At 33.9% G+C, this 13737-nt stretch carries 15 protein-coding genes; 3 read left to right on the forward strand and 12 right to left on the reverse strand.

What is annotated here, in order from left to right:
- Nucleotides 1–281: 281 nt before the first annotated feature.
- From CQ058_RS29055 to CQ058_RS29095, 8 genes are all read right to left on the reverse strand, one after another.
- Nucleotides 282–1700, reverse strand: a complete 1419-nt coding sequence (locus CQ058_RS29055; RefSeq protein WP_002191921.1) for a homocitrate synthase/isopropylmalate synthase family protein — start codon at nucleotides 1698–1700, stop codon at nucleotides 282–284.
- The gene (locus CQ058_RS29060; protein ID WP_002187957.1) at nucleotides 1697–2761 is read right to left on the reverse strand and encodes an alpha/beta hydrolase; all 1065 of its coding nucleotides are present in this window, start codon (nucleotides 2759–2761) and stop codon (nucleotides 1697–1699) included. The genes CQ058_RS29055 and CQ058_RS29060 overlap by 4 nt, the downstream gene beginning before the upstream one ends.
- Nucleotides 2762–2775: 14 nt before the next feature.
- Entirely contained in the window at nucleotides 2776–3213 is a 438-nt protein-coding gene (locus tag CQ058_RS29065) for a DUF441 family protein (protein WP_002161856.1), read from the reverse strand.
- A 15-nt stretch (nucleotides 3214–3228) separates the two neighbouring features.
- Nucleotides 3229–4095: a HesA/MoeB/ThiF family protein gene (locus CQ058_RS29070; RefSeq protein WP_002193684.1), complete on the reverse strand. Its 867-nt coding sequence runs from the start codon at nucleotides 4093–4095 to the stop codon at nucleotides 3229–3231.
- Nucleotides 4096–4108: 13 nt separating this feature from the next.
- Nucleotides 4109–4957, reverse strand: coding sequence for a HesA/MoeB/ThiF family protein (locus CQ058_RS29075; protein WP_002144027.1), 849 nt, complete (start codon nucleotides 4955–4957; stop codon nucleotides 4109–4111).
- A 975-nt stretch (nucleotides 4958–5932) separates the two neighbouring features.
- Nucleotides 5933–6325, reverse strand: a complete 393-nt coding sequence (locus CQ058_RS29080; RefSeq protein ID WP_002191919.1) for a hypothetical protein — start codon at nucleotides 6323–6325, stop codon at nucleotides 5933–5935.
- Between the two features lie 113 nt (nucleotides 6326–6438).
- Nucleotides 6439–6630 carry an HU family DNA-binding protein gene (locus tag CQ058_RS29085; protein ID WP_050551333.1) on the reverse strand — a complete coding sequence of 64 codons (192 nt, stop codon included), beginning with the start codon at nucleotides 6628–6630 and terminating at the stop codon, nucleotides 6439–6441.
- Between the two features lie 292 nt (nucleotides 6631–6922).
- Nucleotides 6923–7606 (reverse strand): IS6 family transposase, encoded by a 684-nt coding sequence (locus tag CQ058_RS29095; RefSeq protein WP_105590148.1) that lies wholly within the window; start codon nucleotides 7604–7606, stop codon nucleotides 6923–6925.
- 189 nt (nucleotides 7607–7795) lie between these two features.
- Between CQ058_RS29095 and CQ058_RS29100 the strand changes: the two genes are divergently transcribed.
- From CQ058_RS29100 to CQ058_RS29110, 3 genes are all read left to right on the forward strand, one after another.
- Complete coding sequence (locus CQ058_RS29100) at nucleotides 7796–8104, forward strand: hypothetical protein (RefSeq protein WP_002191917.1); 309 nt, start codon at nucleotides 7796–7798, stop codon at nucleotides 8102–8104.
- 250 nt (nucleotides 8105–8354) lie between these two features.
- A complete protein-coding gene (gene adhE / locus CQ058_RS29105) occupies nucleotides 8355–10952 on the forward strand; it encodes a bifunctional acetaldehyde-CoA/alcohol dehydrogenase (RefSeq protein WP_033713939.1) in 2598 nt (865 codons plus the stop codon).
- A gap of 155 nt (nucleotides 10953–11107) precedes the next feature.
- A complete protein-coding gene (locus tag CQ058_RS29110; protein ID WP_078177481.1) occupies nucleotides 11108–11221 on the forward strand; it encodes an aspartyl-phosphate phosphatase Spo0E family protein in 114 nt (37 codons plus the stop codon).
- 734 nt (nucleotides 11222–11955) lie between these two features.
- On the opposite strand, the gene CQ058_RS29115 is transcribed toward CQ058_RS29110, so the two are convergent.
- The 4 genes from CQ058_RS29115 to CQ058_RS29135 form a co-directional block, all read right to left on the reverse strand.
- Nucleotides 11956–12369, reverse strand: coding sequence for a hypothetical protein (locus CQ058_RS29115; protein ID WP_016127980.1), 414 nt, complete (start codon nucleotides 12367–12369; stop codon nucleotides 11956–11958).
- Between the two features lie 90 nt (nucleotides 12370–12459).
- Nucleotides 12460–12891, reverse strand: coding sequence for an SMI1/KNR4 family protein (locus tag CQ058_RS29120; RefSeq protein WP_002193665.1), 432 nt, complete (start codon nucleotides 12889–12891; stop codon nucleotides 12460–12462).
- 57 nt (nucleotides 12892–12948) lie between these two features.
- Nucleotides 12949–13128, reverse strand: a complete 180-nt coding sequence (locus tag CQ058_RS29125) for a DUF4083 family protein (RefSeq protein WP_002193664.1) — start codon at nucleotides 13126–13128, stop codon at nucleotides 12949–12951.
- A 238-nt stretch (nucleotides 13129–13366) separates the two neighbouring features.
- The coding region (locus tag CQ058_RS29135; protein ID WP_142396431.1) for a DDE-type integrase/transposase/recombinase at nucleotides 13367–13737 on the reverse strand (371 nt) is incomplete at its 5' end.

The following is a 13737-nucleotide window of genomic DNA, read 5'->3' on the forward strand; positions in this document are numbered from 1 at the left end:
TTAATGAACAAAATGTTCCATTAACAAATGAAATAAAAGTTTCAATTGGAGGAACGACATTATACCCAAGTGCTAATATTAGTCATTAGGTAAAAGGGGCACGGCAACGATTACTTCTTTTTGGGGCCATTCAAAAAACAGATAGAATTCAAAGAACATATTGAATTCTATCTGTTTTTTATTTTCTTACATAAAGAACATTGAGGTTGCTTATACTCTTATCAGTCAGATGGTTTACTAAAACATCATCATAACAGAAATAAAAACTTTTTTATATTTTACTAATATACAAATACTTTTGATGAGTTTTCCTCTAACAAACTAGAATTATAATTAGGTGCTAGTACGATGTTTGTATATGTTCCTGTACCCGAAAGGTATTTGTACCTATGTTTTAACCCCGATGGAATAAAAACAGATGCTGGACTTTCAATTATTTGCAATTCTCCTTCAATTTCCACTTCACATAAGAGGCCTGTACCATCTATTCTATTCCCCCAGAAAATAAAGGCACTATCACAATGATGTGCGTGAGTATCTACATGTCCTTCTAAGTTCTCATCCATATGGGCGTCGTAAAATACACGCTGTATTACATAAAATGAAGCACGTTCATCAGTTCTATAATCCATCTGTACCCAACGCTCTCCTGGACCATCACGATGATATAAAAGCTCAGATGCTCCTTTTACAAATGGTTTACTAACTCGGAGAGACTTTGAAAGCCGAGGCCCTTTTCTTTCTATACGTTTTTGTTGTATGTTCCTTACTCTGCCTATCATTTCAGGTTGAATACCCTCATATGCTGAGTAATTCTGCTGAACAGCTTTTATATGATAGGATGCAGTATGAGTAAATATATTCTTTCCAATAATCGGTCTCCAATGATCTACTTGACAACCAGTAGCTAATTGGAGAGATTGCGTTAATTCAGGAATCATCTGTAGTTTAAAGCACTGTAGATTACGCTTTTGAGATAAAAATACTGATAAATTTAGCAAATCAACAATCCCAGCACGTTCACCTATTCCGCACAATGTAGCATCAATGACAGATGCCCCTGAATCAATTGCAGCAAGAGCATTTGCCATGGCTAATCCTAAATCATTATGAAGATGAACTTCAATCTCACAAGGGAATGTCTCAACAGATTTCTTCACGATTGTCGCACACTGACCTGGCTCCCAAATTCCTACAGTGTCTGCTAAACTGATTCGATCTGCTCCAGCTATATGTGCAATCTGTCCAATGTAGGCGATATCTTCCCATTCCGTTCGTGAAGCATCTTCAATAGTAAAACGGATTTTCATTCCTAAAGATTTTGCTTCTTCAATAGCATGTTTCACCTGATTAATAACATACTCTTTTGATCGATTGGTATACTTTGTTTGTAAAGAAATAGGATTAATAGACGCCCAGATTCCTATCCAATCGGCACCAGCACGATAAGCCGCATGAACTTCTTCTTTTTTCGCCCGAGCATGCATAAGTATTTCGGCGTGCTTTGCAGATGCTGCAACTTCTCGGCAAATCTCTTCTTCTTCTTCAGAGATGCCAGGGTGTCCAACTTCAATAAGACTTACTCCAAAATCCTCTAACATGTGAAGTAATGTAATTTTGTCTTCCTTGGAGAAACGAATACCACATTGTTGTTCTCCTTCACGCAAGGTAGCATCTAATATTGTTAAACCCTTTTTCATTCCTGTTTGCCTTCTTTCGCTTCTATAAAGTTTAATGTTTGTTCGAATAGGGTATTACGATTCTTTTCATAAACAGCCCAGTGTGTTGCATCAGGGATTACTACTTCTTTTTTTTGTTTTGTACTTGTTAATTTTGACATCATATTTCGGTCTGCAAATATGTCATCTTCCCCGTAAATGACAAGTAATGGAGTGGTAATCTTAGATACATCATATAGGGGCTGATTTTTCCAAATATAAAATAAATCTTCAAGTGGACCAACTGGTCGACGAATCGTTTGATTATTTTTCTTACTCATAGGATCTGAATTAATAAAAACTTGTTTTACGGCATCCATTGCTTCGTCTGTAACAATTTTTTTATTTCCCATCATCATATGCCAATGATGCATTCCTTTATCAAAGTCCACCATTTGATAAGCTGGTGCTTCAGGATTAAACTGATTAGGTTGTAGTGGGTTTTCTAAAGGCTGTGTCATCATAGGAAGTGTGAACCCGTGCATATACCCATATAAAATAAGTTTATTAATATCTTGAGGATGGGATATTGCATAATTTCCAGCCACAACACCTCCATATGACCATCCAACAATATGAATTCTTTTTACGTTTCTCTTCTTTTTAATCCAATTTACAATTGTTTCTAGATCCTTGGTTGCATCATTCAAATGAATAACCGGACGGTTTTGGGCAGGAGGATCTGACATTTCTTTAGGGCGAGAAGAACGACCAAACCCTCTGAAATCCATAGCCCAAGTATCATACCCTTTTCTGGCATACTCATCCATCCATGAAAATTTTGGTACATCAAATGCTTGAGCTGTAGGTACACTAAATGGTTCTAAAAATAAGATAATTTCATCAGATGTATACTGTTTTTTATTATTTAAGTTTTTATGAAGTAAAAATAAATTTTCTTCTCCTTGCTGAATTTCTAATTCTTGTTTTACCACTTTAGAAGTTTGATCATTTTGAGAAGTTTCTTTGATATTAGAACAACTAGACATAAGTATTATCAAAAAAATTCCTACTAAACTAATATGTGTCCATTTTATCTTCATTTAGAATATTCCTTTCATTTCATAGAAATGATAGCTATGATCCCAGCCGCAATAATTAATCCGGCTGGTAACCCTTTTGTAAATAATACGGCAATAAGAGTACCTATTAAGACACCTAACAATATCGTAGAATTCATAGGTAGAACTCCTACACCTTTTCCTCCTATGTATGACACAGTAAAACCTGCTAGAATGGATCCTAATCCGATAGGAGAGGTAATTAATTTTATTACGTTTTCACTGGTAATCTTTCCAGATGTAATTGGTACTAAAAGGAATAGCATCAGAAAGAAAATACCAATTGGAAAAGAATATTGTTGAATAAGATGTAATAAAGTTTTTTGTCCAACAGCAAGTAAAACTCCTAATAAACAAGCCGCACCAGCTAGCGCATAATCCTTAACAAGTAGAGCGAGTGTAACAATAATCCCCAGTAACAAAAAAGGAAGCATATTCTCTTACCTCATCTATAATGTTGTATAATCCCAACTATCATTTTCAGGTACAGACACATGTACCATATTTTGATTTGCAAGGTTAATTTGTATTAAATTTGGACTTATTACAGGTTTTAAGTCTTCTCGATTTATTATAAATTTAAATGCTTCAAAGCTTGCCAGAATGCCTACGATATTCGCAACGGGAGACAGTACAGCCCATGGACGATCTTCTTGTACATAATTATTTGCCCATTTCTCATCCGCACCATGCTTGACCGAATGAAGAGCACGTCCATCTTTTAATTTATGAATTTTATTTTGCATTTCTGGTGTTAGTTCTTGTTGATAAGACGGATATCCTAACGCGATTTCATAAGGCGTAGAGTCAGGAGTTAAAGACATGACGCCACCTCTAAAGGGAGGTGTAACTGCAATCCAAATAGAAGGAATCCCTAATTTTTGAGCTGTACGATGGATAATTACTCTCGCTACTAAATTATCAGTTGCATCTATAATGACATCTGTATTCGTTAGAAGTTCTAATGCATTGTCCTCGGTAACAAATTCTTTCGTTATCTCTATTTGTAATAATGGATTAATGTCTTGCAAAACTTCTAAAGCAACATCTGCCTTCGGCTGTCCTAATTTACTGTTGGAACTTAGCATTTGTCGATTGATATTGCTTGCTTCAAATACATCTTGATCAATAACATGTAAAGAACCCACACCCATTCGCGCCAATTGGATGAGTGTAATTCCTCCTACGCCCCCTGCTCCAACTACAGTAACTCGAGAATTTTTTAATTTCTCCTGCTCCTCTATAGAGATAACACCAATATTTCGCGTAAAACTTTCTTCATATATATTTTGCATATCATTATTTTTTGTTAACAAATTATATTCCTCCTTACAGTGTTTTATAATCCCATCCACCCTTTGGGACTTCTTTTACTTGAACCGGGATATGACTATCTAAATCCATTACAATGCCTTTAGGCGCTCTAGCTAGAGGTTCACGACCAGTTAAAACTTGTATTGCTTCATGAAAGCTAAATAGTGACAATAGATGAGCACGCATCGGTGTGATAATCCAGCCTGCTTTTCCATCACAAAAATCTTGCGCCCACTCTTTTGGTGCGCCTTTCTCCACAGAATACCAAGCTCGACTTTTCTTTATATCAGCAATCTGTTGTCTTAATTCTTGATTTGTTAATTTGCATCCGACACTTGAGATGTTTAATGCTTCTTCATAAGGAATTCCGGTTGGAAAAAATGTAGAAACAAATCCTCGTGTTGGGGGGCTACCTGACATCCCCACACTTGGTATGCCTAATTCTCTAGCTGTTCTATGTATAATAACTCTTGAAGGCATATCATCTACGGCTTCTACTACAATATCATGCCCTTTTATAAGCTCGATTACATTATCTTCATCTACTCTTGTTTGTATAAAATTTGTTGATATATAGGGATGTATATCTTTTACAACCTGTTCTGCAACTTTTGCTTTTGGTTCACCTATAACACTAGAAAGCGCTAACATTTGTCTGTTAATATTAGAAACTTCAAATTCATCGGGATCAACACCGGTAATATGCCCTATTCCCATTCGCGAAAACAGAATTGCTTCATATCCACCTACTCCCCCTAGTCCAAAAATAATGACCTTCTTATTTCGAAGACATTCTTGTTCCTGTTCAGAATACACACCAATATTCTTCTTAACCATTTCCCAATAATATGAATCCATATCCATTTTGAAGTCTCCTTTATATGTAGTAACCATTTCAAAAAATAATTCCTCTATATAAAAATAGTCTAGAAGTATGTCATTTTTGTGTGCTATTTGTAAAAAAATTAAAAAACTTTCAATTCTTATTTTTTTAGCAAATGAATATATATCCATTTATTTCTTATATTATTTATGCGCAAAGTCATAATTATTGAGTTTTACAAATGAACCGTCCTAAAAAGTGAACGAGCGTTTACAAAGGTATACCTTTATAAACATGAGGTTTTTGAAACAAGAAAATGTGTCCTTAAGTGAATTTGAAAGTAAACAAATGGCTAAAAGTTTACTTTCGATCTTTGAATCATTTATAGCTCATTTTGTAATAAATTTCCTAATATAGAGATACTTATCAATTGTGTTTTAATATTCAAAATTAACAAAAATTGAAGTATTATAAAAATATGATGGTTATTCCTTTTGTTTACTCCTTGTGCTAAAGATAAGATCGTGTTCCCGAATCTTATCTTTTTATTTTTGGATTTTAGATACAAAAAAGGAACCCTTAATAGCTTAAGGATTCTGCAACAGGAAATAACAGATATATAACAATAAAAAGAATTACTTATATTATAATTTAAAAATAATACAAATAAATCGAGAAAATTTCGAATGAATCGAATATTATTACATACTTAATTATAATTGATTAGGAATTGAAGTAGTAATCTGTCATCTATTCCTTCATTTTAAAGAAGATTGATCTCAATCTTCTTTTTTTTGTGTATTCCCCTCTCCCCTAGAAGGAAGGATAAAGAATTACTTAATAATAGTGGAAATTGCCTGTTTGTAAACGGGTGTTTTTGCCCATCCCCTTGAAAAGGGGGAATAAGAAAAAAGCAAACTTCTCTTTTAAGAAGATTTGCTTTTTTCTAAGCTATATTCGTATTCTTTGACTCTTCTATATTTGCTATGGTAAGCACTTTTATAAATACAACGTATTTATTGATTAAGAAAAATATAAAATCCTTTTTCCCATCGATCTTTGAGCCATTGCAATTCATCTTTCATATTTGGAACGTATTCGTTTGTTCGTTCCAACAATTTATAGGTTTCTACTAGTTCCAAACATCGATTTGGACTAGTAAGAGAATGTATAAAGAGCATATCACGTGTTGTTACCGAACCAAAAGAGATCCCTTCACGGCTCACCGATAATAACTCTTGAATTTCCTCTTGATCCATATTTGTTTTCTTTAGGTAATTATTCATATCAATGAATGTAGTGTAACTCCATTTCATATTATCATAATCATTTTCTTGTAGGATCATTTCACGATAAGATTCCATATCTTGTATGAGGAAATTACGAATCGCATCTATAGAAAATTGCATGTACCAAACTTCCTTTACTGTATAGGGGATGTGTGAGTTTTAAAGTTCCTTAAAAAAAGTATTCTCCTAATATGTAGAGAAATACTTTTTTACTTTATCATATATTTAAGTTCTTAGCCTGTTTTAATAGCTGGTAATTTTGAAGAAAGAATCGTCATCGCTTCTCCTTTTTTGGGGTTACGACCGTTGCGCTCTGCAAGTTCCTGGACTTCGAATGTCCTCAAAAACCAAGCAACTGTACTTTTTCTCCTTGCTGTAAAGATTTTGCGATTTGGTCCAATATTACTTGTATCGCTGAATGTCACTTTAGGAGTTATTTTGCACCTATTTTGCACTATAAGTAAATATAAAAAGCCCAATTTCTCATTAAAATTGAGAAATTAGGCTTTTTTCGTTGCTCCATTAAAGCGCCAGATAGTTGAAGAAGGTTCTAGAAATTTAATATGAAATTACTTTTTGAATCTGATCATTAATATTTCCTTTACTTAATCCTCCGTGGTAACATGCATCTATCATTATAACTACAAACGATTCCAAAAACGACTCAATCATCGAGCTCCGATCGAATATCGAATTTCGATGGCTGCATAGTCTTTTTTACAGTTGTCTACTTGACGGGGATAAGTCCAGATCCCGTAAATTAATCTGTTCTTTTTTAATCATATGCATAGCTTCCACTCCTGCAAGAATGGATGTAGCTGTGCCAAAAGACTTGAACCCTAACATAGAACGCACACGTTTCTTAATAAAACGATGATCTTGTTCCACTATGTTATTGAGATATCTAACTTGTCTTAGCTCTATGCCTTCAGGCATATGCTTTTCTTCTTTCAACGCTCGAATTGCTACAGGATAAGCGGGGTTCTTATCTAATGTTATCACACGAGGTTTAGAAACATACGAAAAAGCCAAGGCTTTCTTGAAAAAGCGCTTGGCTACTTGTTTATCTCTTGATTTACTAAGAAAAAAATCAATGGTGTTCCCTTCGGAATCTACAGCACGATATAAATACATCCATTGACCTTTTACTTTGATATAGGTTTCATCAACTCTCCATGAGTCATTTGTTGATTTAAGATGATATCGTACTTTCTCTTCTAATTGGGGCCCATATTGATGAACCCAACGCATAATGGTTGTGTGAGCGATTGATACTCCTCGTTCTTCCATCATTTCCACCAGGTTACGAAAGCTTAAATTGTACCGCAGGTACCATCTTACTATTAATAAGATGAGTTCAGGCTGATAGTGTTTCCACTTGAATAAGTTTTGCTTTTCCATACGAATCACGTCCTTTTTTAAAGTACTAGTATCAGTATGTCCAAGTTTCGAAGATTCGTCACATGAGCCTTATAGTTTTTGCACCAGAACCGTTATAAACTTATAGGCAAAGTCGAGATCATAGCTACAAGTTTATAAAAATAGATTATACTTTATTTAATTTTTTATAAATGAAAAGGAGTGATATTTATGCAATTAAAAAATGTAACACCTATGGGATTAAATGATGAAGTGTTCAAAACAATTATTAATAAAACTGAAAATACATTTCCAACATTTTTTTTTATTAACCCATCAGGTAGTGTTGTCATACCAAAACAGTTGAACAAGGATATATGTATGTATGCAGTTTTTGGTGAAATAATGGCTATAATTGATAATGAAATCGAGATATTAAGGCATCAACAAATATTGTATCTCAATGCTAAGGTATACATTGAATTGAGAAATAATACAACTGACAATGTAATTGTATACATTGATTGTGTAAATAAGTAATTGTTGATTAGAATTATTGTATTATTTGTGAAATGTTTCACAAATAATACACAAAAAAAATTAGTTATTTCATGTATAGTAAGAGTAGTTAAAAACTTCACATTATTATTTGTGAAATACTTCACATTATTTAAGCTTTTACTTGATATGCAAGAGGAAAATAATAAGTTCCAACATTTTAAATCTATTTTTATAGTGATCTGGAGGCTTTAATATGACAAACAAGACAGATGAAAATGAAGTACAATCAATGGTCAACGTAGTAATTAAAGATGAAAATGAAGTACAAGAAGTTGTTAATACTTTAGTTGAAAATGGAAAAGAAGCACTAAAAGCACTAGAATCTTATACGCAAGAGCACGTAGATCATATTGTTCATGAAATGGCACTATCTGGATTAGATCAACATATGCCATTGGCAAAAATGGCGGTTGAGGAAACTGGCCGAGGTGTGTATGAGGATAAATGTACAAAAAATATATTTGCGACTGAATATATTTGGCATAGCATAAAAAAAGATAAGACTGTAGGGATTATCCATGAAGATCCACATGAAGAAGTTATTGAAATTGCCGAACCAGTGGGTGTAGTTGCTGGTGTGACACCAGTAACTAATCCTACCTCAACTACTATGTTTAAAGCAATAATTGCAATGAAAACAAGAAACCCAATCATTTTTGCTTTCCATCCATCTGCGCAGCAATGCTCTGTTGCAGCGGCTAAAGTTTTACGTGATGCAGCAATTAAGGCAGGGGCACCAGAAAATTGCATTCAATGGATCGAAAAACCTTCTGTTGAGGCAACAAAAAGATTAATGAACCATGAGGGGGTTGCACTTGTTCTTGCAACCGGAGGTGCTGGAATGGTGAAATCAGCATATTCTACTGGGAAACCGGCTTTAGGAGTAGGGCCTGGGAATGTACCTTGTTATTTAGAGAAATCGGCACATGTAAAACGCGCTGTAAATGATTTAATCTTATCAAAAACATTTGATAATGGTATGATTTGTGCTTCTGAGCAAGCGATTATTGTAGATAAAGAAATCTATAATGGTGTAAAGAAAGAAATGCAAGACAACAATTGTTATTTTGTTACAGAAGAAGAGAGAAAAAAATTAGAGAAGCTTGTCATTAATGAAGATACTTGTGCAGTAAATAGTGATATCGTTGGGAAATCAGCACATTATATTGCATCATTAGTAGGCATTAAGGTACCAGAAGATACAAAAATACTTGTAGCTGAAATTAAGGGAGTGGGTGCAGAATATCCACTATCGCGTGAAAAATTAAGCCCAGTATTAGCTTGTATCAAAGCAAATTCACGAGAAGAAGGATTTAAATACTGTGAGGAAATGTTAAATATGGGTGGCTTAGGGCATTCAGCGGTTATCCATTCCACAAATAAAGAAGTACAAAAACAATTTGGTTTACGAATGAAAGCTTGTCGTCTTATTGTAAATTCACCGTCATCACAAGGTGGAATTGGTGATATATATAACGCATTTATTCCATCTTTAACATTAGGGTGTGGATCATACGGTAAGAATTCTGTTTCACAAAACGTAACAGCTACACATTTAATAAATGTAAAGCGTTTGGCGAATAGAAAAAATAATATGCAATGGTTCAAATTACCGCCTAAGGTTTTTTTTGAAAAACATGCGACACAATATTTAGCTAAGATGCCAAACATTTCACGAGCATTCATTGTAACGGATCCAGGAATGGTAGAACTAGGATATGTAGATACAGTTACACATTACTTACAACAACATTTAAATGATGTAAAAGTAGGTGTTTTCTCAGAGGTAGAACCAGACCCATCAGATGAAACAGTTTTCAAGGGCGCTGAGATGATGAGAAGTTTCAAACCTGATGTAATTATTGCATTGGGCGGAGGTTCAGCGATGGATGCAGCAAAAGGAATGTGGCTATTCTATGAATATCCAGAAACAAAATTCTTTGGAATAAAACAAAAGTTTTTAGACATTAGAAAACGTACATGTAAATTTCCAACACTAGGGCAAAAAGCACAATTTGTTGCGATTCCAACAACGTCGGGAACAGGGTCAGAAGTGACACCATTTGCAGTTATTACAGATAAAAAAAATAATATAAAATATCCACTTGCTGATTATGAATTAACACCAGATGTAGCGATTATCGATCCACAGTTTGTCATGACAGTGCCACCTCATGTAACAGCGGACACTGGAATGGATGTGCTAACACATGCGATTGAAGCATACGTGTCTATTTTGGCAAATGACTATACAGATGGGTTGGCTTTAAAAGCAATTGATCTCGTATTTAAATATTTACCGAGAGCATATAAAGATGGAAATGATGAAAAGGCACGTGAGAAAATGCATAATGCTTCTGCAATTGCAGGTATGGCGTTTGCAAATGCATTTCTTGGTATTAATCATAGTTTGGCACATAAACTTGGACCAGAATTTCACATTCCGCATGGACGCGCTAACGCGATCTTAATGCCGCATGTAATTCGATATAATGCTATTAAACCGAGAAAACATGCATTGTTCCCAAAATATGAGCACTTTGTAGCAGATGAACGTTATGCAGATATTGCAAGAGCACTGGGATTGCCAGCGAGTACCGTAGAAGAGGGTGTGGAATCACTTGTACAAGCAATTATCAGTCTTGGGAAAGAATTAAATATTAATATGAGCATTGCAGGACAAGGGGTAAAACAAGAAGCATTTGAAAATGTTGTGGATGTTTTATCAGAAAGAGCATTTGAAGATCAATGTACACCAGCAAATCCGAAACTGCCATTGATTTCAGAATTAAGAGAAGTATATAAACAAGCATATCAAGGTGTGTAATAAATTCAGTGTGTATATCTTTTTTAGTTCATAGATTTTGTATTTGATGTCTGAAGAAATTCCGCCTTGATGACCTTTATTTAGGTAATATGGGAGTGTATAAAAAATATGTCTAATTGTAAGAAGTTAGATCAGGTGATTGAAAAAAAAAAGAATTGATATCGCTTGTTAAACAGTATGGATTCACTCATGAAAAGGTACTTTTTTTTAGTAGGGAATTAGATTCTTTACTAAATGATTTGATAAAATCTAATAAAAAAACAAAATAAATCAGATTTATATAAAAAAGAAATAAAATATAAATAATTAAGATATATAATAAATCAAAAAACTAAATAAATATAGCCAATTTTTTTAGTTAACAGAAGATGTCTTCCGTTAACTTATTAAACTTAATATAATAGATATTGTTTACGGAACACATTTAAAATCCACGATAAATTAAGTTTACGGAACACATTTAAAATCCACGATAAATTAAGTTTACGGAACACAATTGAAGAAAGAAGGATAAGGGGTATGGAAACGATTTAGGGAATGAGGTGCCACTCTTTACTTACAGAATGATTTGAGGAATGCTCTGACATATCTAAATCTTACCCATTTAAATTTATAAAAGAAGAGTCCATTTTGGATTCTTCTTTTTATGTGTTCGCAAAGGTACACTTTTTGACATGACGTTTAAATTTCGTATGAATTAAGCTTATTCCCCCTTTTCGGGGGGATGGGCAAAAACACCCAAATCACATTATTATGATAAAATATTGTTTAATGGATATCAAAAAGGAGGACATAACAATATGACTGATTCTAAACAAAAAACACCACTTTGGGAATGGTTTGCTTATCTTGGAGCAACCGTAACAATTATAAAACTTGTATATACATATTTATTTTAAAATCAAACATACACGTTCTACACAACCATAGTTACCATAACACTACTTATCAGCAGTCAATCTATCTAGAAATCTAGAAAAATCGAGTATTGTTGAAAGTTTATCTAAGTATAATGCAACAACCATTGTTGATCAGGACCCATAGACAAATGATTGATTCGCTTCTCTTCAAAATAACTATATAAGTCTTTCCAACTTTTTAATTCCTTAAATAAATTTGCCGTTAATTCAGAAGCAGAAAAGACATATTCGATCAGGTGCTCATACTCATAGAAATAATAAACAAATTCATAATTTATATCATTTATATAACCAGCAACCCCATAACTTTTAGGAAAGCTGTTCATTTTAATCTTAGTAGCTCTTACAAAAGATTCTGGTAAATAACTTAATAATTCATTTTCGTTTTCAGGGATGAGGGCGTAAATATAACACCCTGAAGGATATATATCTTTAATTACTCTAATAAACATTTCTTTTGTCATTTCGTCTTCTAAATCAATCTCGATGACATCCAAAATATCATCTCCTAGTTCACATAATTTTCGAAGGCGGAAGTAATTCTGCTTGTATCTTTTGAAAGGAGTTGTATTGTGGTTTGTTATATATTATTCTTCCCACCACTCATTTTCAATTGCATTTTCAATTCCCTCTAATAAGTGTTCGTAAAAGTTGTCTGCTTCTGGATAGATACCTTTTTCATGGGCACTCCAGTTTACAATAGGACATTCATTGTTCATCATTTTTTCCGTATCTAAACAATAGGAATACTCATCGCAATGCTCAATAATAATATATCCTTTCGGAATGTTGAAGGACTTAAATCTGTCATGGTAATACAAAATATCGTTGCAGCCGTTCACATATACACCATTTCCTCCTCCGCCATATTCCTTTAGAAACCATCGATAACTGCCCGGAAGCTTTACGTTCAGTCTCTCTTCAACTTCTTGAATGGTTTCTTCTTTCTCTTTATAGAAATGCTCCCTTAAATTATTGAATTCAAGTAGTTCTCTAATTTTACTGCGATACAACTCCATTTATGTTCCTCTCCTTTTTTCATCTCAACAGCAAACCCCTCCTGTTTGGAGGGAGGGTCAATCTTTGTTTTGTTTTTCTAACAGTTGAATAACCCTATCTAACTTTTGCTCAACTGAATCTTGCTTTTTGCGATTGCTGGTATGCCGAATTATACGTATAATCCCCCCAAACAGTGCACCGATGATCACTAAAATAATAGCAACTTCTATGTAATAAATATCGGTTTCTAAAGGCATTATTTAGAACCTCCTTTTTCCCCTATTTTACCATTTAAAAGAAATGATATGTTGTTTGATTTTGGTTGTATATTTTATACATGTAAGGTTAACATAACGCAACATTATTGGTAGCAAGGACATGGCAGGGGTACGGAAACGATTATGGGTTTCAAGGGCCACTCTGGAATTAAATACGGTTCTGGTGCAAAAAGATGATAAATAAAAAAGAATCAAGGATTCCTAACGGAATCACCTGTTAAGCAGTTAATCCAAACAGCTGGTTGATAAAAACATTCTGATTTTGGACAGACTGGTCCTGCAAATCAATTTGTTCTTTTTTGACCATATGCATGGCCTCAACACCACTCAATATAGAGGCTGCTGTTTTGTATGATTTAAATCCCAACATAGAGCGTATACGATTTTTAATAAAACGATGATCTTGTTCTACTATGTTATTTAAATATTTTATCCTTCGGATTTTGGTGCCTATTGTTATCCTTTTTTCTTTCTTCAACAGTTCGATAGCGATTGGATAAGCAGGGTTCTTATCAACCGTGATGATACGAGGTTTTGAGACATGAAAAGACCGCAAGGCTTTCTTGAAGAATCGCTTTGCAGCCTTAT

The organism is Bacillus sp. MYb56, from assembly GCF_002976445.1.
In the GTDB taxonomy this organism is placed as follows: Bacteria; Bacillota; Bacilli; order Bacillales; family Bacillaceae_G; genus Bacillus_A; species Bacillus_A mycoides.